Below are 19,225 nucleotides of genomic sequence, written 5' to 3' on the forward strand. Positions count from 1 at the left end.
GAAGACGCTTACTTTATAAAAGGGAAATACGTCTATCACAGAATATGACCCTCTGGACTCTTCTCTATCCTTTAAAAGGAAAGGTCACAGTAATGCTGATTAAAGACCGAAAAAAAACTCCTGCAATAGTAGGTGAACTAACCCTGCGAAGTACCAGCGCAGGACCGCGACCCTTACGATTTCTGGTATCGAAAGATAATAAACAGGATTACCGTTCACCCGAGGAATTTATCCAGATACTCAGACGTTCGGAGAGAATACTGATTACCAGGCAGGGAAATGCTAAAAACCATAAAAAAATTATCGAAATGCTCGGAGGCTTCCACCTTACAGGTGAAATGGTAGATGTGTGTCGTTTTTGTCTGCTCAATAAGGAATTCAATTTTGTGAACAAGAAGTCGATTTCTCATCAGGGAGAACGTATCTGTGAAACATGTGCTCAGGAGGAACTGAAACGAGCTCTGCGTAATTCCCAATGCCATTATTCTGACGAGGCCATACAGCGCATATTTGATGTTTTAAACAAGACAAAAGACCTTGACCGCACAATCGGCATGCTAAATCCTGAAGAGATTGATTCGGAAGTTACAAGATACGATACAATTGCTTCAAAAGAAGATCAGAACCCATATCCAATAAGTAAACTTCCAATATCCGGCCAATTCAAGAAATCATTATTAAAAAAATCTAAAACCCTATTACCTGTACAGAGTATTGCTGTACGCAAGGGTTTATTAAAAGGAAATAATCTTCTTGTGACCTCGGCAACAGCTACCGGTAAAACATTGATCGGGGAGATGGCCGGTATTGAGAATATCCTGAAAAAAAGAGGCAAGATGCTTTATCTTGTGCCTCTGGTTGCTCTGGCAAACCAGAAATATAGTCAGTTCACTGGAAAGTATAAAGGTTTTGGACTCCAGACTTCAATACGCATAGGAAGCTCTCGTATAAAAACACGCAAAACGGAAAAAATGTCCCGTTCCCTTGATACGGACATTATTGTCGGAACCTATGAGGGGATCGACCACATTATGCGTTCTTCCAAAGCAGATATGCTGGGTCAAATTGGCACAGTGGTCATAGATGAAGTTCATATGCTGGAAGATGAAGAACGCGGGCATCGTCTTGATGGTGTTATTGCACGTCTCAAATATGCAGCACCAGGGGCACAGTTCATTTATCTTTCTGCAACAGTAGGAAGTCCCCACGCCCTTGCAAAACATCTGGATGCTGAACTTGTGGAGTATGAACATCGGCCGGTCCCGATTGAGAGACACCTTATATTTTGCCCCCAGCAAAGCAAATTGAGAATTATGACCCGCCTTATACGTGAGGAATACAATCAGGTATCTTCAAAAGGTCATAAGGGCCAGACCATCGTCTTTACAAATTCGCGTAGAAACTGTCATCGTCTTGCAAATGCCCTGCCAATTACGGCATCTGCTTATCATGCGGGCCTGGCCAATCCGGAACGTAAGAAAGTTGAGGACAGATTTGCCTCCGGAAAACTTCCTGTGGTAGTGACAACAGCAGCCCTGGCAGCAGGTGTTGATTTCCCTGCATCACAGGTGATATTTGAATCCCTTGCAATGGGAATTGACTGGATAAACCTGCAAGAATTCTTACAAATGCTTGGAAGAGCAGGAAGACCGGACTATCATGACAGAGGTGTGGTCGTTTTGCTTGCAAGCCCTGATAAGACATACGGGGGCGGACAGGCCGTGACAGAAGACGAGATGGCGGTAAAACTGCTCAAAGGCCAGATGGAAGAAATGAATTTAAAATATGGTCAGGAAGAGCAGGAAGAGGAAGTCCTGGCTTCGGTTGCAGTCACAAATTCAAAAGCCGACCTGAGCTATATATGCAGCAAGATGGTGGAGGATATTGATCTTAATTCCATTGTAAATAAATTGAAAAAATACCGATTCCTGACACAGAAAGGTGATGCTATCAAATTGACTCGAATGGGGAGTATTGCAGCCCGACATTTCCTCTCTGCTTCACGTGCGTTCCTTATCCGGGATGCAGTACGTGCAGGCCAGGACCCGATCGAGATTGCAGCCAATCTGGAATTCTTCGATGCGGTTTACTTTAAGTTTGCACCCCAGATATCAGCAGCGCTGAACGTGAATATGCCATCCCGGGTATTTCAGGGAGCTGCTCTGGATATTGTATTTGAAGGAGATAACCTATCCCAGCTGGAAGAGAAGATCCGGGATCAACTCTTCGAATTTGCTACTGATTTTTTGACATGCGGATGTAAAGAGAGTCCCTATTGCGGATGTGCTGAAAAGAATTTTTCCGAAATGATTATCAGGATGCGCGCTAGTGGTCGCGATCCAGAGAAGATTGCAGCCAGGCTGAACGAAAAGTATGGTATAAGTGCCTATGTGGGTGATCTTTATGGTTACCTTGATGGAGTTATCCGCAACCTTGATGCTATTGAAATGATGGCAAGTGCCCATTCAAAACCGGATATCGCAAAACAGGCAAAGGATCTGAAAAAGAGTGTGGAAGCCGGCAGATGAAATGCAAAACATATTAAGGCAAAAGGTTTATGGAATCTGGAAACGAGGACAAGGTTATGACTGAGGAAACAAAAGAAGGGCAATCCCAAAAAAGGAATATGAAAATCAAGTTGCATAAACCAGAGCATTTCAATCAGGTCTACGCCATCGGGGCAATGGGTGGACACAGTCCCTATGATTTCAGGATATGTTTTTATAATGATACCCCTCGCGGAGTATCAAATGACAATGAACAGGTTATCGAGCGTAACCTCGAATCAGAAGTAATCCTGTCCCCTCTGGCCGCACTGGAACTCTCCAGATGGCTCGACCAACACATCAGGGAATATGAAGCTGCTTTTGGCCCGATTGCCAGAAAGAGTGCGCAAAGTACTTCTACCAAAAAGCCGGTAGATGATGACAGTTCACATCTTCAGGGGTATATCTGAACAGGGAGCAAATATATTTAAACCTGCAGGTTTATAACCGTTAGGCATAAATAGGGGAGACTACAGTTTACATTCGCGTATTTTAACTTAATCTATATTTAAAAATAATATTTGTGTGAGGATTTTATTTTGTTCCCGAATAAGAAGGTACAGAAACTTGTTGGATCCAGAATTCAGGTTGAAATGAAAGGCGACCACAGTTTACTTGATGGTATTCTGAAAAGCGCCGATGATTATATGAATCTCCATCTGGAAGACACATTTGAGATGGTTGAAGAGGAGCGTCAGCGTTCATTGGGCTCTGTAGTATTGAGAGGAAACAACATTATCTTAATCGTACCGGCTGAAACACAATAATTCACGGGTTATTCATGGAAATTGAAGAAGAGGCATTGAGTCTAATTCGCAAGCATCATGACGGTGTTTATCAGAATGAGCTATGGAAGGACCTAAACATTGATAGTCGTAAGTGCTCCCGCATGATTTCCCGCATGATGAAAGAAGGGAAAGTTATCAGGGAACCAGCTGTAGCCAACGGGTCACGCACCTATCTCATAATGGCAACAACACCGGATGAGAAGTCCTATGAGCTTATGCTTGCAGCAGGCATGTTCTCTCCGTGTACAGGTTGCAGGCTTGCGTGCCACCCTGAACATTGCGAAACTCTTACAGAATGGATTCTAAGGCTTGTCAAGGAAAAACAAAATCAGGTCTGACAAAAACTATATATACTAGTAACGTATAGTAGGGTCGCTTTTAGATAGCGGCCAACTGTGCTCCGATAGTGTAGTCCGGCCAATCATTCCGGCCTTTCGAGCCGAAGACTCGGGTTCGAATCCCGATCGGAGCACCATACATCTCTTTCTTAGTTCTGTGACATACTGTTTCTTTTCATAATTATGGATAAGAAGTAAGGATTCTTTTTCTCACTTCCCAAAATAAATCCAATTCGCATTTATAACAAGAATGCTGGAGCGCTTTAGAAATGCCAGTAACAATCAGACCTATTATCTAAAGAGCAGCCACATCCCCATGTTATAAATTGCATTTACCAAAAAGAAAATTCTGCATATTTCATACAGAAATTGAAAATGGCTTAACTGCAATTATTTCACTTCTAAATTAAATAAAAGTAAAATTATTGATCATTAACTTCCATATATTTTATAATTTTTGTCCCCTTCAAATCTCCTTTAAGTAATTCCACCCCCTGCATTTTCAGTATTTTTGGCACGTTTTTCGAAAGGGATTTCATGTAAGAAGGCGGAATCTGGGCTGCTTTGAGGTTTGGACAATTTTTGAGTATTTCCAGAATATCTATGTCACTCGGCCTGAACGAAAAGTGGATGAAATTTTCTTCTTCGCCCAGTCTGTTAATTTCATTTCTTGAATTCAACATTCTTATTTTCAAATTATATACCCCCATATACAATTTTACAGCATAGATTATAAACTTTATTATTGCAATTTCCGGAAACAAAGTTACTTTTTATAAATAATTGTATTGAAAAAACAGTAAAAATAGTTAGCATTACCGTCAATACGACGGCAATGAACAATAAATTTAATGATTGTAAAATTCTGTATCTAAAGTTATTTCAACAGGTTGGTGCTTCTAACACCTCTCTGACATCACTCATTTTCTGGAGATAACCTGCCCCCTGATTTGTAATTAAATAGCGATTTGATGCTTTTGTGATAAGTCCCTGATCTATAAGAGCTTCAAGGTAATTATCAGCACGATTAAAATTCAGATTTGCCTTATAGACGATAGAAGTTTTTGTTGCTTCTGTTCTCTGTACAACTTTAAGTATGTCTATCATAATTTCGAGTTTACCACATCTCATGTGTACCACCACTTGCAATCCATAATGAATATGAATTAGCTTGCAATATACTATCTGTGCAAAAATACTATAAATAACTTGTGAATTTTTAAAAATGTCATACTCATCATTATTATGTACTAAAGGTTCGTAAGAATCATCAGAACGTAATAGTCAGAATACCAAAGCTTATTATCACCGAAATACCACATTTGAGCATGTTATACCGTACACTTGGAAAAACAGGTGAGAAAGTTTCATCCCTTGGGCTGGGTTGTATGCGGCTGCCCACCATAGACGGCGATCCCGGGCACATTGATGAGCAAAGAGCTTGCGAGATAATTCACTATGCCATTGATCAGGGCATAAATTACCTTGATACCGCATACCCTTACCATGAAGGTAAAAGTGAACCCATGCTGGCTAAAGCGTTGCAAAATGGTTACAGAGACAAAGTAAATATCGCCACCAAAATGCCATCATGGAACATTGAAAGCCGGGAAGACATGGATCGCTATTTAGATGAACAACTTGAAAGACTTGGTACGGATTACGTTGATTTTTATCTAATTCATACTCTCAACCGGGATTTTGGCCAAACTATTGGAACTTGGACTATTTGAGTTCCTTGATCAGATTAAAAAAGATGGAAGAGCCCGTTATGTGGGATTTTCTTTCCACGATGAGGCCTCTTTGTTCAAGGAAATAGTTGATGCCTACCAATGGGATGTCTGTCAGATCCAGTACAACTATCTTGACATCGATTATCAGGCAGGCCACGAAGGTTTACTTTATGCAGCATCGCGAAACCTTGGAATAATAATCATGGAGCCTTTAAGGGGAGGCTGTCTGGCCGATATGGTACCAGATGACATAATGAAAATCTGGGACAAAAGCGAAATCAAACGTACACCGGCAGAATGGGGATTGAGCTATATCTGGGATCTTGAGCAGATAAGTATGGTCTTAAGCGGTATGAGCAATCGAGAGCAGCTAAAGGAAAATCTAGCAACAGCAAATAAGGCATTACCACATTCCCTGACTGAAAAAGACCACTCACTGATACGTGAGGTAAGGGAAATCTACCGTGACAAACTTGTTGTTGATTGCACAGGTTGCAGGTATTGCCTGCCATGTCCTGCAGGTGTGCAGATCCCCCTCAACTTCAAGTACCTCAATAATGCTATGCTTTATGAAAATATAGAAGATGCCAGCAGGGCTTATGCATCCCACGTAGGAGATGAACGTAAAGCATCAAAATGCATAGATTGCGGACAATGTGCAGAGCGCTGCCCCCAGGATATACCCATTCCGGAAATGCTTGCAGAAGTCACAAGGTTACTGGAAAAATAAGTTCTTTTCTTTTGAGCAGGGGACAAATTTGATATAAAAGTTGCGTACCTATTGCTTTTCCTTCCTGATAATGATTATACAATTGTCAGGCATACATTGGCAAAAGAGGCGAATTGAAAGGTAATAGATAATGCCCCATGAACGCAACACAATGCTGGCACAGGAGAATATTGGCAGCCTGATCGTAAAACTGGCAGCTCCGGCTATAGTCGGTCTTGTAGTGCAGGCCATATATAATCTGGTTGACACAATTTTCATAGGCCGCGGGCTTGGCGAAGATAGTGTACTGGGAATTGCCGGGATTTCAGTGGCGTTCCCGGTACAAATGCTGATGCTGGCAATTGCGCTTGGAGTGGGAGTTGGGGGAGCATCAATTATCTCCAGGTCCCTGGGCAGTGGAAAACAGCAGATTGCAGAAAAGACTGTGGGCAACATGGCCACCATGGTAACAGTTGCAAGTCTGCTGTTCACAGTTGCAGGGTTGGCTTTTATGGAAGAATTGCTCGCCCTCTTTGGTGCCTCCGCTGAAGTGATGCCCTATGCTGCAGACTATACATATTACATCCTGCTTGGGACGGTCTTTTTCACCTTTTCGGCTGCCATGAACAACTCAATCCGTGCCGAAGGTAACACTTCATTTGCAATGCTTATTATGGTGATATCCAGTGTTACCAACATTGTGCTGGATCCTGTTTTTATATTTGAATTTGGAATGGGCGTAAAGGGTGCCGCTATTGCAACGGTAATCTCGCAGATAATAGGCACCATACTGGTATTCTACTATTACGCCACCGGAAAAGCCACAGTTCCATTCAGTTTGACCTCCCTGCGACCTGACATGTCAATAGTAAACGAGTCAACCTACATCGGCATGTCAGAGTTCCTTTTCAACGTGGTGGAAAGCGGCCTTTTCCTCATTTTTAACCAGAGCTTACTCTATTATGGCAGCGATGTTGCAATTGCTGTATTTGGAATTATAATCAAGGTTTTCATGCTAACCCTGATGCCGGTTATAGGTATCAAACAGGGCATACAACCAATCTTTGGTTTCAACTACGGGGCAAACCAGATGCAACGCGTGAGGAGAACGATATCCCTTTCTACCTACCTGGCCACAGGACTCAGTCTGATTTTTGCAATAGTCGTTTTTATTATACCCGAGCAAATTATAAGTGTTTTCAGCAATGACCCTGTGCTTATAGAGATGGGTGTGCCCGCAATCAAGATATGTTACATTATGATGCCCTTTATCGGAGCACAGATCGTAGCAACAGCTCTTCTACAATCGCTGGGCAAATCCAAGGAATCCCTGCTTGTGACTCTTTCGCGGCAGGTAATCTTCCTGCCACCCCTATTGATCATACTACCAATGTATTTCGGCCTGACCGGCATATGGCTATCCCTGCCAGTTTCAGATTTTCTTGCATTCGTGGTGGCTGTAATCTTCCTGCAAAGGGAATCAAAAAAATTGGAAGTTTGACCTCTTGTTGCAGAATCCATATTTATCGAAACACCAACTATATATGAAAAACAAAGACCACGAATAGATTATGCTTTTAAAGGGGAAAGATGCAATTAAAGAACAATCAAAAGTGGTTTAATGTCCCTTATAAAAACGATACATGGCAATGGATTAGCCATAAGCGAAATTAAAAAATCCAGATTCATAGGCAACGCATTTCCGGTTGCAGACGAAACTGAAGCTAAGCGTTTGTGGAAGACATCCGACAAAGATATCCTGATGCCAACCATAATGTGTTTGCATACCGTATCACAGGTGACGGAAACCTGATCATGAAATATGATGATGACGGTGAACCCTCAGGAAGCTCTGGCAAACCTGTTTTTAAAGTCCTTGAACTGAAAGGACTTGATAATGTTGTAGTGATAATTACCCGGTATTTTGGCGGAATCAAACTTGGCTTTGGCGGACTATCCCGTGCTTACAAACAAACCGCTATTGAGGCTATAGATGATGCCGGTATTGTTGAGCAGAGACCCACAAAGGAAATGAAAATTGTAGTGGACTACGGGAATATGCAATTTGTAAAACATATGCTTGAAAATTGTGCCACAATCCTGGATGAACACTATTCTGATATAGTGGAAATAGTAGTTGCTGTTGCAGAAGACAAAATTGATGAATTGGAAAAACTGATTAATTAGAAAATTCCCGACACTAAGATAACCCGACTTTAAAAGAAAAAAGAAAACAAATTCACCCATAAAAAGTAAATGCAACTTCTTATTTGAAGAACAATAATTACACCAACTTCCTCTATAATAGATCTACAACCAACATTTGGCAAACAATCCAGCATCCAGGATTATTTTATAATATCCACACAATATTTTTACTGCTATGTGTACATGCATACGATGCTATCATCGTAGATGAGTAGCAGGATGAGTAGGCAAGGGCGTATACGCCTGTTGGGATCAGGCGCAGAGATGAAATATTCAAATTGCGTTTCTTATTAAATTTTATTCATGGATGCCAATTTGACGAAAAATATATAAACCATGTGTAATAGAGTAACTTATATAGAAGTGGTGGTATCGAAGAAAAACATATTCCAGTTACCTTTGGGTATGACTCTTCGACAAATGATATGAAAGGAAGGATTAAAGATGTACATGGCAAGAATAAACGAGTCAGACGAAGAGATGATAGAAGCATTTAGAGGCCTTGGAGTTTCACGAAACCTGGCAACTACTATTGCTTACTTAAAAAATGTTGACGAAGCTTCATCCCTGGATATTGAGATGAACACAGGATTGCGACAACCTGAAGTAAGTGTTGCAATGCGCTCCATGAGAAAGAATAACTGGATAGAGGAAAGCAGCAAAAAACTAAACGGCAAAGGAAGGCCTACAAAGATTTACAGTCTTGCAGCTCCTCTCAACAAGATCGTCAGACATTTTGAAGATAAAGTGAAAGAAGAGAACGATGCAAGGCTCACCCTAGTCAAGAGGCTGAGATCGCTTTCCAAAGACTAATTTTTTATATTAATAGAGAGGCAACCGGCCCACATAAATGGCCGGTTGAACCTTTTTTGAATCAATAATGTTTCTTGATATCTGTCAAGAATGTTCAACTACTTTTCACAGGCCATCCTGAGATGCAGAAAACAGACTGCAAAAGGGATAACCTCACACCATCAAAGATTTTATTCCGGAAATTCATCACCTTCCGATTTAAGGTCATCCAGATTCTCCTGAATGAGTTTTTCCTCAAGGTTTTCATTTTTTTTCGCACCCTTTCTTTCTGTATCCCTTTTGTTGAACTTAGACATGCGAATTCACCATTACAACATGTGACCTGTATCGTTATAATCTTTTCGAACAACCTTTTAATAAGCTAAAATAGTACTCAACCGTGATGGATAAAACTGCAATACCTGAAAACTTTGAGGCAATCATATCAGATGTCGATGGAGTGCTGGTAGATTCGATGTCATTCCATGCACAAGCCTGGAAAACTTCCTTCAAAGAAGCAGGGATAGATATCGAAAAAGAAGAAATATACATTCTCGAAGGGTCTAACCACATAGGAATTATAGAAAAGATATTTGAAAAGCAAGGACTGGTGCCTACTGAAGAGGATCTTGATCAGATACATGAAAGGAAAAAAGAACTTTTTTCAAGAACCAGAAAGCATATGTATTTGATGGAATGGATGAAACTTTCAAATCCCTGCAATCAAAGTTCAAACTTGCAGTAGTCTCAGGATCCGACCGTGCCATTGTAGAAACGCTGATGGGAAAATTCTACCCCAACATATTCAATACAATTATTGCAGGAACAGATGTAGAAAAGGGAAAACCTGATCCCGAACCTTATTTGACTGCTGTGGAAAGGCTTGCAGTACAAAAAGATAAATGCATTGTCCTGGAAAATGCACCCTTAGGAGTTGAAGCCGCAAAGAATGCAGGATTGTTTTGCATTGCAGTTCCAACCTATGTCAGCGCCGATCTTCTCAACAAGGCAGATATTGTTGTAAGAGACCACAGGGAACTTGTAGAGTATCTCTGCAGTCTCCTTGATTAAATCTTTATACCAGTCTTATAGTTTCCAGATTGGTAAGAGCTCTGGTTTCAATTTTCTTTCTTTTATGGACAGAACTTGCAAGGTCTATGCACGAGCGTTCATCGCCATGCTCTGTGAAAACACGTTCTGGTTGTGGCTTCATGCGCTTGAAAAATTCCATGAGTTGCTTGCGGTCCGAGTGTCCGGAGAAACCATCCACAATTTCAACATCCATATTCATTCGCACGGTTTCTGAACCCTTGCCTCCGGAAGACAGGGGAATTTCCTTCCAGCCTTTCTGAATGCGGCGACCCATAGTTCCATCGGCCTGATAACCAACAAACACTAAAGTATTCCTTTCATTCGGTGCAAAGGCTTTGAAGTATTCCATTATCGGCCCGCCGCTCATCATACCGGAAGTCGACAGGATCACACATGGATGTGGATTTTCAATGATATTTCTCCTTAGCTCATTGGAATCCACGGGTTTGAAACATTCAGAGAGGAATGGATTCTGTCCTTTCTGGAAAATCAGGCGCCTCAGGTCATTATTTAGATATTCCGGATAGGTAGCGTGGATTGCAGTTGCTTCCCATATCATACCATCCAGATAAACCGGAACCTCATCAATAATTCCTTTCCTGATAGCTTCCTCTATGACAATCATAACTTCCTGGCTTCTTCCCACAGCAAATGCAGGAATCAGTACAACACCCTGTCGATCTATAGTTTCCTTGATAATTCTTTGCAGGTTCTTTTCGGCATCTTTCAATGCAGGCTGCATAGAATTAGAGGCTCCATAAGTTGATTCCGTAATAACGGTCTCAACCCGTGGGAACTTGTTTACTGCAGGATTGAAAAGACGTGTCGGTCCATACTTGAAGTCCCCGGTTATTACCACATTATGTAAACCATCCCCTATATGGAAATGGGATACTGCAGATCCGATAATATGGCCTGCATTGTGAAAGGTAAGTTTGATGTCAGGGGCAATATCAGTCACTTCTTCGTATTCCAGTACGATATTGTGCTTTAGTGCATTACGCACATCAGCAGATTCGTATGGGATCCGTTTTCCATCTTTGGCGGCCACGTCAATAAAGTCCAGTTCAAGCAGAACCATCAGGTCCCTGGTGGGATGAGTACAATAAATTGGCCCATCATAACCATATTTATAAAGAAGAGGCACAAGACCCTGATGATCAAGGTGTGCATGGGTAATAACTACCGCATCAATCTGATTTAGTGGCTGTACTTCAGGAACGTAAAGATAAGGAGTCATATCATCGTCGGAACCTACATTGACACCACAATCGATCATAATCTTGGATTCCGGAGTGGAGAGCAGGAAGCAACTTCTACCCACTTCACGACAGCCACCAAGAGATGTAAGACGTACCCATTGATCCTTGGAAGTGCATTCCCTGTGAATTTTCCTTCCGATTGTTTTAAGGATATCCTTTCTATCGGAATGGTTCTTTTTCATGAATTCCCGTATATTTTTCACAGTACGGGATTTTATCGGCGGGGTCCTGACAACTTTCGGCGTCCAGCCTATCTTCTTGGTTATTTCACGAAGGGTTTCCCCATGCTTGCCTATTACAAGGCCGGGTTTTTCCGCCTCAATTATCACTTCCCCGACATCCGGAGCAAAATCATAATTTGTAACTCCTGAATCATCAGGAACGGTTTGATTAATAAGGTCGATAGATTCTTCTGGTGCCAAAAGTACCTTTGGATCAGGACGGATAACTATTCTGGTCCTTAAAGTTTTGGCCAGGGTCCGTACGATGTTTCCATTATCAGCAAACTTTCGGGGCTCTTCTGTATATACTACGAGTTGAGGACCCTCGAATTCTACATTTGAAATTGTAGTGCCAGCCGGAAGATTCTTCTCGATTTTTTTCTTTAATCCTTCTAGGATATCTTCTATGACCATTAAAAATGCCTTCCTGTATTATAAAAAAGTAGAAAATATGGGAAAGAGTATTTTAAAAAATAAGATGAATAAGATAACTTATTTCAGGTTTTCAAGTATTTTGTCCACCTCTCCGGTCTCAATCCTTTTATAGCCATCTGCAGTTATTTTGACCACATCGATACCATTTCCAGAAGCTGAATCTCTTTTCATGGCATTGTAAAGAGCACGGACTGCAAGTTTCATGCCCTCATCGACATTGATACCTTCATGATAGCGGTCTTCAAGAACACCATAAGCCATTGGTGAACCAGAGCCTGTAGCAACGGCCTTTGTTTCCTCAATATTCCCACCCATCGCATCGAGTGAAAATATGGCAGGTCCATTCTTATCTACGCCACCTATCAGGAGTTGTACCATTAGAGGGAAATAGCGTTGCCCACCAAGGATATTGGAGAGTAAAGTTGTGAGGCCTTTGATGGTTATTGATTCCTGTCTCCTCATTTTATAGAGTTTGGATTCCACACTAATCATCCGCACAAGTTGCTGGGCATCACCTACCGAGCCAGCAGTGGTCATCCCGACCAGGTCATCGATCTGGTAAATCTTCTTTGCGGTTTTGCTGGCTATGAAGTTGCCCATAGTTGCCCTTTTTTCAGTGGCAAGAACAACCCCATCACTGCAAACTATGCCTACAGTGGTTGTGCCTTTTAAATGCTTGTCATTATCCATCAGTATACCTCAGCAAAAAACGAGAAATCAATTTGTAAAAACACACCTATGATATAGGGTAATACATTAGATGATTGGCAATTTAGATATATAAGGGTTTCTGTTAGAGACATTGCACTCCTGCTTCAGTTCATCATAAACAGGGAAGCAATCGTTATTGATCACAGCAACTAACCCACATAAATACAGATATTGATATTATGAGATAAATAATTAAAAAAACGCCGGGATATAATTCCCGGGAATCAGGGTTGCTAAATACAGTGCTGATATCACAAAATTTTCCATTAATATGAGTACAAAGGATTTGAACACATAATTTACTTTTTCAGGAATTAGACTATTAAACTGGTTTGGGTCAGCATAACCATCAAATTATTTACTACAAGTACAATACCCAAAAAAGCAATCGCAAATTTGGACGTATTCCACAGAAATGAACTCCAGGATAGGCCGGATTGCCTGATGAGTTTGTAGTTCAAATAAACCACCCCAATAAAGAGAAGCTTCAAAAGCAAAAAGGCCCCCAGGCCAAATTCCGCCAGTACGACTGCTATAAATCCGTTTTGCTCGATCCCGAAATTCAGGGCCCCAATGGTAGTAAGGAAATCCCCGAAGACATAGAATAGGATAATGTATTTGATGTCAGAAAGGAAAACAAACAAATCCTTTCCTGAATACTCAAAGGTGGATGAGTCAGGGAATTCCATAAATAAAAAAGTGTATGTACATTGGTATTAACTTGATGTGCACATAATACGCAACGATGACCATAGAATTGGCCTTTAACTTCATCAAAATGAGTGAATACATCAGGATTGACATTCAAAAAGACCATGAAACAGGCCTTCATCAGAAAATAGCTCTGCTCATTTTGACCTCAAGATTATCGACTAAATCCCTGTACTCTTTATCATCTATTTTTTAAAGAGACAACCTTTTTCCAGCATAAAAAGCCCTGCATAATTGCAATATCCTATTATAGCTATGTACTCATATTTTTTATTTATGCTAGAAGAATACAGGAAAAAAAGGGATTTTGAGAGGACATCTGAACCTGAAGCCAAAGAAACTTCCAGATCCGATGAGCCTATTTTTGTAATACAGAAACATGATGCCAGCAATCTGCATTATGATCTCAGGCTAGAGATTGGTGGCGTACTGAAAAGCTGGGCAGTTCCCAAACAACCACCAAAAAAACCGGAATCAAGAGACTTGCCATACAGACGGAAGACCATCCAATGGAATATGCCGATTTTGAGGGAGAAATACCTGAAGGACAATACGGAGCCGGCAAAGTTGAAATATGGGACAGGGGCAACTACGAAGCAATAAAGATTGAAGACAAGGAAATCATCGTCACACTAAAAGGAAAACAATTGACTGGTGACTATGTTCTTGTTAAGACGAAATACGGCAAGAACAATCAGGGCTGGTTATTTTTCAAGAAGAAAGCAGAAAACTGAATCCGGGTATCAATGCAAATAATCATCCACACATACTCATCCCGGCTATAAAAAACGCATTGAACCCGGAAGTCAAATGTAAAAGCATTTATACCAACCGGAAAATCTCCTTTTGGAGTGAAAGGAAAATGCAATACAGTCTGGGAATTGATGCTGGCGGAACGTACACAGATGCAGTTCTTATCCGTAACCGGGATGGGAAAGTCGTAGACAGGGCTAAATCCCTTACTACCTATCCGGACCTAATTATGGGCATTCATAATGTCCTGGGATTGCTGAACAGGGAATATATGGAAAGCATAAACCTTGTGTCCGTATCCACAACACTTTCCACAAATACCCTCCTGGAAAAAACCGGTGCATCCGCCTCCCTAATCCTGATCGGTGACCATCCCCTGGAAAGGGAACTTGCTGCAGAGAATTATGTTTTCATAGCCGGAGGACACGACCAAAACGGTGAAGAGTCGACACCCCTGGACATGAAAAAGTGGAAGAATATATCAAAGAAGTTCAAGGCAACGTTTCGGTATTCGCAGTTTCTGCCTATTTTGGAACCCGTAATCCGGAACATGAACTTAAAGTAAAGGATAAAATACTCGAACTTACCGGCAAACCTGTTGTATGCGGCCATGAGCTTTCCCAGGAACTCGGAGCCTATGAAAGAGCTGTCACTGCCCTTCTCAATGCCCAGCTTATTCCTGTTACTACAAAATTCATCCGATCGGTCATCCATGAAATCGAAAAGCTCGGAATACAGGAAAAAATGCTGATGTTGCGTTGTGATGGGTCTGTGGTCAATATAGAGGATGCTCTGCATCGGCCAATCGAAACTATTTTTTCCGGACCTGCAGCAAGTCTTGTGGGTGCTTCTTACCTGGCAGACTTGAATACATGTGCCGTTATGGACGTTGGAGGCACAAGCACCGATGTTTCTGCTATCTACAAAGGACTACCGGAGCTAAAAGCAGAAGGGGCTACAGTTGGTGGCTGGAAGACAAGAGTCAAAGCAATCGACATGGAAACTTCTGCCATGGGAGGAGATAGTCACATATGGGTTACTAAAAAGAGCATAAATATCGGACCCAGAAAAGTAATACCCCTATGTGTGGCGGCTACACATCACCCACAACTTATGGAAGTCCTGAGCGAACAGGCACCTACCTTCCGTGTGATGGAAAATGAAAATTTCCAGCCAACCCGCTTTTTTATTAAGAGTCAATCAGACCACCAATATATTGACCCACAAGAGAAGGAAATCCTGGACTTACTGGATGAACAGCCGGTTCCCATACAAACCATTTCTCATCAACTAAATGGGATGCCTTCTGCAAATGTACTGGATTCCCTGATACAGAAAAGACTTGTCCAGGCAATAGGATTCACTCCGACAGATGCCCTGCATGTACTGGGAGATTATACGGAGTGGAATGTGGAAGCTTCTGAAAAGGGGGCTGAGATGCTTTCAAAACTTCTCAGGAAGAACAAGGTAGAGTTTTGTAAAAATATCAAAGAAATGTTTGCAAAAAATATGTCAAGAGAACTTATCCACTTCCTGCTACCGGATGTTGATGAAAAAGTGATCATGGACATACTTAACGGCAAATATCCGGCACGTTTGAATCTGGATATTCCTGTAGTCCTGGCCGGGGGACCTGTTAAGGCTTACGTGGATGAAATACAAGAAATATTGATCGCAGACATAAAGGTACCTGAAAGTTTCGAAGTTGGCAATGCGGTAGGCGCACTTATGGGAAAGGGGATTAAACGCGTGGATATTATGATCAGGCCACATTCCCTGCAACGACCTGAAGAGGATTTTCTTGTATTTGCACCCGGTCAAAGAAGGCAGTTTAAGAAATATGTGGATGCCCTGGATTTTGCAAGAAAGACCGGAGAAGATACTGTAAAAGGATACATGAACAAATGCCGTATAGATTCTGACAGGGTTAAAATCACATTTGAAAAGAAAACCGTGGTCCCGGATGGCTGGCATCATCCACCAATGGAAACACGCCTGATAGTAATGGGAGTGGGCACTCCAAACATCGGATAAACATAAGAATAACCAATCCTCTATACCACCCCAACCAGCTTGCTGTCAGGATATACACATTTCAGGGGCATGGAAGAGGACAAAACAATGGATATCGAAAAAATACTTTCCAAAATAACATCATCCAGTGGCTACGAAGGACAAATCGTACACAGTGAATCCATAAAAGAAAGACAGGGAAAGTATGATAATGTCGATATCAAACCATTGCTCAGGTTTGCCCTGCATGAAAGAGGAATTAAAAGACTATATTCCCATCAGACAGAAGCTATTGAGAAGATCAGAAGTGGAAAAGATATCGTACTGGCAACCAGTACTGCCAGCGGAAAATCCCTGGCATATACAATACCTGTTTTTGAAGAAATAATGGGTCATCCTGACTCTACTGTCCTTTATATATCGCCCTTAAATGCCCTTGCCAATGATCAGCATTCAAATTTTGTGAAATTGAGAGACGTACTGGGAGAAAATATTGACATTGCCCGTTTTGTGGGTTCATCCTCAAAAGAAGAGAGATGGCAGGCAAAAGCCGATGCAAATATTATTTTTACCAATCCCGAAATGCTGCATATGAGTGTACTGGGCTGGAAACAGCAGTGGTACAGAGTATTATCCAACCTGAAATACATAATCCTCGATGAAAGTCATTATTACACCGGAGTCACCGGCAGCAACATGGCAAACCTTGTGCGCCGTCTGCAGAGAATATGCAACCACTACGGATCCAATCCCCAATACATATGCTGCAGCGCCACCATTGGCAACCCAGGGAAACATGCATGCAGCCTGACTGGAAAAATGTGGAAGTCATTGACAGGGATGGTTCAGGCAGGGGAGCACAGAAGTTTGTATTCTGGAACCCTCCGGCATACTATAACAAAAAGGGTTATTTCCTGCGCAAAAGCAGTTTTGCAGATTCAAACCGGCTGTTTACCACATTAATACAGGAAGGATTGCAAACTATTCTTTTTACTCGTTCCCGCCAGAAAATGGAGAGAATGTACCTCCAGTCAAAAAATGAACTGCAAAACCGGGGTTTGAAAGAAAGAATCGCCCCTTATCGTGGTGGCTATAGCCCAGAAGACAGGATTCTCATAGAAAAACAATTGCAGAATGGCACCCTTAAAGGCGTCCTTTCAACAAATGCCCTGGAACTCGGTATCGATATCGGAGGACTTGACGGTTGTATCCTTGATGGATTTCCCGGCACTATAATGAGTACCCGACAGCAGGCCGGAAGAGCCGGCAGAGGAGAGAACGAAAGCATGGTGGTACTTGTTGCCGGCCAGGATGCCCTGGACCAGTACTACATGCGCAATCCAGAGAAATTTTTTGCAAAATCTTGCGAGGATGCTGTCATCAATCCTGAAAATACCTACATCCAGACGGGACATATCCTGTGTGCAGCAAAAGAATTACCCCTGCAACAGGATGACGAGAAGTATTTCGGTAGCGGAATACGGGATGTCATTGGAGTCCTGAAGGAAGAAAAATTGCTTGCAGAAAAGGAAAAGGGTACAATCTGTCTTGATAATCATCCCCATGGACAGGTGAATATAAGGGGAGCCGGGAGGAACGGATATTCCCTTATAGATATCACAGGTGGCAAGAGGAAGATTATTGAAAAAGACCTGGAACGCTCAATGGCTTTCAGGGAAGCATTTGAAGGAGCCATCTATATCCATATGGGAAATCCCTATGTTGTGCAAAAAATGAACCACAGCAAGAAAGAGATCCTTGTTGAGAAGGGTAAAGCTGATTATTATACCAAACCAATGGTTGCTTCCGAGATATTCCTGAGGGAAGAGTACGAGGAAAAAAAACCCGGGAAACTGGACGATATTACCGTCGGTTTGGGAAGGGTCGAGGTTGTCGAACAGGTAACAGGTTTCCGTAGAATACAGCACGGATCGGATGAAGAGATAGGCAGGAAGGAAATAGAAATGCCCCCTTCATCCCTTGAAACCGAAAGTTTGTGGATAGAACTGCCTGCAGGCTATGAAGAGATGGTGAGTAAACAGAAGCGGGATTTTGCCGGTGGCCTGCATGCAATTGAACATGCAATGATAGCAATGTATCCGGTACATCTGCTTGCAGATCGCAACGATGTCGGAGGAGTATCCACACCATCACATGGAGACCTGGAGGGAAGAAGCGGGATATTCATCTATGATGGTCATGAAGGAGGCGTTGGTTTTGCAGAGAACGGTTTTGACAAAATCGAACAAATGCTTGATGTTACCTTAAAAGCAATCAAGGGATGTCCCTGTGAAGAGGGATGTCCTGCATGTATCCAGTCCCCGAAATGCGGCAATAACAATGAGCCACTGGATAAACATGCGGCTATAATGGTAATGCATGAAATATTTGGATTGGAGAAATACACTCCCCCTGCAAAGAAGGAAAGAAAAATCGTCTCAAAATCACAGGGCAAACTTTCTACAGGTAATACAAGCAACACAGATGCATTAAACCGTGCCCGAAGCAAATTGCGGAATAAGAAAAAAGCAAGTGTTGAAGAACTGATAATACAGGGCCAGGAATGCAGGACAGACCACAAAAAGGCCTATGAATTGTTCAGTAAGGCACTGGAAATGGAGCCGTCCAACAAGAATGCCCTTTTCAATAAAGGAGTGGCCTGCATACAGCTGGGCAAGTATTCCCAGGCAAACAGGTGTTTTGATACCCTTGTGCAGCAAGGCATGAACAAACCGATAATCTGGGAAATGAAGGGGCGGGCTTTTCATGGAATGCGCAATTACGGGATGGCTGTACAGATGTACAAACAGGCACTTGGATTGCATCCAAAAGATAAAGAGGATATAAAGCGGATACAGGGGTTGCTTGGAAAGGCACGCAAGAGCGCAAATGGCTGATAATAGAGATATCGAA

20 protein-coding genes, 1 tRNA gene and 2 pseudogenes are annotated in these 19,225 nt (G+C 42.0%); 17 read left to right on the top strand and 6 right to left on the bottom strand.

All coding sequences use genetic code 11. The features are described 5' to 3' along the window. The first annotated feature begins 44 nt into the window (after positions 1-44). The 5 genes from C9889_RS00935 (at position 45) to C9889_RS00955 (ending at position 3,809) form a co-directional block, all read left to right on the top strand. The gene (locus C9889_RS00935; protein WP_129596492.1) at positions 45-2,528 is read left to right on the top strand and encodes a DUF5814 domain-containing protein; all 2,484 of its coding nucleotides are present in this window, start codon (positions 45-47) and stop codon (positions 2,526-2,528) included. Between the two features lie 56 nt (positions 2,529-2,584). After that, a complete protein-coding gene (locus C9889_RS00940; RefSeq protein ID WP_129596494.1) occupies positions 2,585-2,956 on the top strand; it encodes a DUF3467 domain-containing protein in 372 nt (123 codons plus the stop codon). Between the two features lie 129 nt (positions 2,957-3,085). Beyond that, complete coding sequence (locus tag C9889_RS00945; protein ID WP_072358175.1) at positions 3,086-3,313, top strand: LSM domain-containing protein; 228 nt, start codon at positions 3,086-3,088, stop codon at positions 3,311-3,313. A 14-nt stretch (positions 3,314-3,327) separates the two neighbouring features. Further along, entirely contained in the window at positions 3,328-3,672 is a 345-nt protein-coding gene (locus C9889_RS00950) for a helix-turn-helix transcriptional regulator (RefSeq protein WP_129596496.1), read from the top strand. Positions 3,673-3,731: 59 nt separating this feature from the next. Continuing rightward, positions 3,732-3,809, top strand: a tRNA-Glu gene (locus C9889_RS00955). A 285-nt stretch (positions 3,810-4,094) separates the two neighbouring features. On the opposite strand, the gene C9889_RS00960 is transcribed toward C9889_RS00955, so the two are convergent. Continuing rightward, positions 4,095-4,436, bottom strand: coding sequence for a DUF1699 family protein (locus C9889_RS00960; protein ID WP_225419923.1), 342 nt, complete (start codon positions 4,434-4,436; stop codon positions 4,095-4,097). Between the two features lie 118 nt (positions 4,437-4,554). Then, positions 4,555-4,803, bottom strand: coding sequence for a winged helix-turn-helix domain-containing protein (locus C9889_RS00965; protein ID WP_129596498.1), 249 nt, complete (start codon positions 4,801-4,803; stop codon positions 4,555-4,557). Positions 4,804-5,000: 197 nt separating this feature from the next. Here C9889_RS00965 and C9889_RS10660 point away from each other — a divergent pair. From C9889_RS10660 to C9889_RS00985, 5 genes and pseudogenes are all read left to right on the top strand, one after another. Beyond that, positions 5,001-6,135 (top strand): annotated as a pseudogene (locus C9889_RS10660) (aldo/keto reductase). A 130-nt stretch (positions 6,136-6,265) separates the two neighbouring features. Continuing rightward, complete coding sequence (locus C9889_RS00975; protein ID WP_129596499.1) at positions 6,266-7,615, top strand: MATE family efflux transporter; 1,350 nt, start codon at positions 6,266-6,268, stop codon at positions 7,613-7,615. A gap of 120 nt (positions 7,616-7,735) precedes the next feature. After that, positions 7,736-7,927 carry an IMPACT family protein gene (locus C9889_RS10220; protein WP_225420122.1) on the top strand — a complete coding sequence of 64 codons (192 nt, stop codon included), beginning with the start codon at positions 7,736-7,738 and terminating at the stop codon, positions 7,925-7,927. Continuing rightward, positions 7,891-8,301, top strand: coding sequence for an IMPACT family protein (locus C9889_RS00980; protein ID WP_263853958.1), 411 nt, complete (start codon positions 7,891-7,893; stop codon positions 8,299-8,301). Before C9889_RS10220 ends, C9889_RS00980 begins: the two co-directional genes overlap by 37 nt. A 471-nt stretch (positions 8,302-8,772) precedes the next feature. Further along, positions 8,773-9,135, top strand: coding sequence for a transcriptional regulator protein (locus C9889_RS00985; RefSeq protein WP_225419925.1), 363 nt, complete (start codon positions 8,773-8,775; stop codon positions 9,133-9,135). A 170-nt stretch (positions 9,136-9,305) separates the two neighbouring features. Here the strand turns inward: C9889_RS00985 and C9889_RS10665 are convergent, their stop codons facing one another. Further along, positions 9,306-9,431, bottom strand: a complete 126-nt coding sequence (locus C9889_RS10665) for a hypothetical protein (protein WP_263853959.1) — start codon at positions 9,429-9,431, stop codon at positions 9,306-9,308. An 86-nt stretch (positions 9,432-9,517) separates the two neighbouring features. Here C9889_RS10665 and C9889_RS10670 point away from each other — a divergent pair, with 86 nt between their 5' ends. Together C9889_RS10670 and C9889_RS10675 are read left to right on the top strand one after the other, a co-directional pair. Further along, positions 9,518-9,859 carry an HAD family hydrolase gene (locus tag C9889_RS10670; RefSeq protein WP_263853960.1) on the top strand — a complete coding sequence of 114 codons (342 nt, stop codon included), beginning with the start codon at positions 9,518-9,520 and terminating at the stop codon, positions 9,857-9,859. Next, positions 9,811-10,185, top strand: coding sequence for an HAD family hydrolase (locus tag C9889_RS10675; protein ID WP_263853961.1), 375 nt, complete (start codon positions 9,811-9,813; stop codon positions 10,183-10,185). The genes C9889_RS10670 and C9889_RS10675 overlap by 49 nt, the downstream gene beginning before the upstream one ends. Positions 10,186-10,189: 4 nt before the next feature. Here C9889_RS10675 and C9889_RS00995 read toward each other — a convergent pair whose 3' ends face one another. The 3 genes from C9889_RS00995 to C9889_RS01005 form a co-directional block, all read right to left on the bottom strand. Continuing rightward, positions 10,190-12,103: a beta-CASP ribonuclease aCPSF1 gene (locus tag C9889_RS00995; RefSeq protein ID WP_129596503.1), complete on the bottom strand. Its 1,914-nt coding sequence runs from the start codon at positions 12,101-12,103 to the stop codon at positions 10,190-10,192. A 78-nt stretch (positions 12,104-12,181) separates the two neighbouring features. Continuing rightward, entirely contained in the window at positions 12,182-12,814 is a 633-nt protein-coding gene (psmB, locus tag C9889_RS01000; RefSeq protein WP_129596506.1) for an archaeal proteasome endopeptidase complex subunit beta, read from the bottom strand. A 335-nt stretch (positions 12,815-13,149) separates the two neighbouring features. Further along, positions 13,150-13,524, bottom strand: a complete 375-nt coding sequence (locus C9889_RS01005) for a hypothetical protein (RefSeq protein ID WP_129596508.1) — start codon at positions 13,522-13,524, stop codon at positions 13,150-13,152. Positions 13,525-13,822: 298 nt separating this feature from the next. Between C9889_RS01005 and C9889_RS01010 the strand changes: the two are divergent. The 5 genes and pseudogenes from C9889_RS01010 to C9889_RS01020 all read left to right on the top strand — a co-directional run bounded on the left by C9889_RS01010 (position 13,823) and on the right by C9889_RS01020 (position 19,209). After that, positions 13,823-14,280: pseudogene (locus tag C9889_RS01010) on the top strand (DNA polymerase ligase N-terminal domain-containing protein). 128 nt (positions 14,281-14,408) lie between these two features. Further along, positions 14,409-14,864, top strand: a complete 456-nt coding sequence (locus tag C9889_RS10945; protein WP_318531461.1) for a hydantoinase/oxoprolinase N-terminal domain-containing protein — start codon at positions 14,409-14,411, stop codon at positions 14,862-14,864. Further along, positions 14,768-16,333 (top strand): hydantoinase/oxoprolinase family protein, encoded by a 1,566-nt coding sequence (locus C9889_RS01015; RefSeq protein WP_318531463.1) that lies wholly within the window; start codon positions 14,768-14,770, stop codon positions 16,331-16,333. The genes C9889_RS10945 and C9889_RS01015 overlap by 97 nt, the downstream gene beginning before the upstream one ends. A 69-nt stretch (positions 16,334-16,402) precedes the next feature. Then, entirely contained in the window at positions 16,403-17,275 is an 873-nt protein-coding gene (locus tag C9889_RS10230) for a DEAD/DEAH box helicase (RefSeq protein ID WP_225419927.1), read from the top strand. A 56-nt stretch (positions 17,276-17,331) separates the two neighbouring features. Next, the gene (locus C9889_RS01020; protein ID WP_263854008.1) at positions 17,332-19,209 is read left to right on the top strand and encodes a Zn-binding domain-containing protein; all 1,878 of its coding nucleotides are present in this window, start codon (positions 17,332-17,334) and stop codon (positions 19,207-19,209) included. Positions 19,210-19,225: the final 16 nt, after the last annotated feature.

This window comes from Methanohalophilus profundi, from assembly GCF_004137855.1.
GTDB classification, from domain to species: domain Archaea; phylum Halobacteriota; class Methanosarcinia; order Methanosarcinales; family Methanosarcinaceae; genus Methanohalophilus; species Methanohalophilus profundi.

Excerpts from the sequence above, each read along its gene's own strand:
- C9889_RS10670 (WP_263853960.1), top strand. The coding sequence starts at position 9,518 with ATGGATAAAACTGCAATACCTGAAAACTTTGAGGCAATCATATCAGAT.
- C9889_RS01020 (WP_263854008.1), top strand. The coding sequence starts at position 17,332 with ATGTACCTCCAGTCAAAAAATGAACTGCAAAACCGGGGTTTGAAAGAA.
- C9889_RS00940 (WP_129596494.1), top strand. The coding sequence starts at position 2,585 with ATGACTGAGGAAACAAAAGAAGGGCAATCCCAAAAAAGGAATATGAAA.
- C9889_RS10945 (WP_318531461.1), top strand. The coding sequence starts at position 14,409 with ATGCAATACAGTCTGGGAATTGATGCTGGCGGAACGTACACAGATGCA.
- C9889_RS10220 (WP_225420122.1), top strand. The coding sequence starts at position 7,736 with ATGTCCCTTATAAAAACGATACATGGCAATGGATTAGCCATAAGCGAA.
- C9889_RS00975 (WP_129596499.1), top strand. The coding sequence starts at position 6,266 with ATGCCCCATGAACGCAACACAATGCTGGCACAGGAGAATATTGGCAGC.
- C9889_RS00935 (WP_129596492.1), top strand. The coding sequence starts at position 45 with ATGACCCTCTGGACTCTTCTCTATCCTTTAAAAGGAAAGGTCACAGTA.
- C9889_RS01005 (WP_129596508.1), bottom strand. The coding sequence starts at position 13,524 with ATGGAATTCCCTGACTCATCCACCTTTGAGTATTCAGGAAAGGATTTG.
- C9889_RS10230 (WP_225419927.1), top strand. The coding sequence starts at position 16,403 with ATGGAAGAGGACAAAACAATGGATATCGAAAAAATACTTTCCAAAATA.
- C9889_RS00995 (WP_129596503.1), bottom strand. The coding sequence starts at position 12,103 with ATGGTCATAGAAGATATCCTAGAAGGATTAAAGAAAAAAATCGAGAAG.
- C9889_RS00950 (WP_129596496.1), top strand. The coding sequence starts at position 3,328 with ATGGAAATTGAAGAAGAGGCATTGAGTCTAATTCGCAAGCATCATGAC.
- C9889_RS00965 (WP_129596498.1), bottom strand. The coding sequence starts at position 4,803 with ATGAGATGTGGTAAACTCGAAATTATGATAGACATACTTAAAGTTGTA.
- C9889_RS10675 (WP_263853961.1), top strand. The coding sequence starts at position 9,811 with ATGGATGAAACTTTCAAATCCCTGCAATCAAAGTTCAAACTTGCAGTA.
- C9889_RS00985 (WP_225419925.1), top strand. The coding sequence starts at position 8,773 with ATGGCAAGAATAAACGAGTCAGACGAAGAGATGATAGAAGCATTTAGA.
- C9889_RS10665 (WP_263853959.1), bottom strand. The coding sequence starts at position 9,431 with ATGTCTAAGTTCAACAAAAGGGATACAGAAAGAAAGGGTGCGAAAAAA.
- psmB (WP_129596506.1), bottom strand. The coding sequence starts at position 12,814 with ATGGATAATGACAAGCATTTAAAAGGCACAACCACTGTAGGCATAGTT.